The sequence below is a fragment of the Schumannella sp. 10F1B-5-1 genome (assembly GCF_006517535.1).
Classification (GTDB): Bacteria; Actinomycetota; Actinomycetes; order Actinomycetales; family Microbacteriaceae; genus Schumannella.
The window spans coordinates 1-366 of the sequence record NZ_VHQH01000310.1 but is presented as its reverse complement, the minus strand read 5'-3'; the positions used below and the strand labels follow the sequence as shown (position 1 = coordinate 366).

1 protein-coding gene is annotated in these 366 nt (G+C 74.9%); it reads left to right on the top strand.

The annotated features are described in order from the left end of the window. The coding region (locus tag FJ658_RS16590; protein ID WP_370454826.1) for an aminotransferase class I/II-fold pyridoxal phosphate-dependent enzyme at positions 1-366 on the top strand (366 nt) is incomplete at both ends.

Below are 366 nucleotides of genomic sequence, written 5' to 3'. Positions count from 1 at the left end.
GATGCGACCGGAGGCGTTCGCCGCGGCGCTCGGCGCCACGCCCGCGATCGTGCTGCTGCAGCCGCGCGCCCACAACCCCACCGGCATCTCGATGACACCGGCCCGCGCCGAGGCGCTCGCCGGCATCCTCGACCGCAGCCGCACCGCGCAGGACGCCATCGTGATCGAGGACGATCACTCGGGCGCCATCAGCTCCTCCCCCGACGTCACCCTGGCGACCTGGCTGCCGGACCGGGTGCTGCACGTGCGGTCGTTCTCGAAGTCGCACGGACCCGACCTGCGCATCGGGGCGATCGGCGGTCCCCGGCCGCTCGTCGATCGCGTGGTGGCGCGGCGGCTGCTCGGGCCGGGGTGGACGAGCCGCAT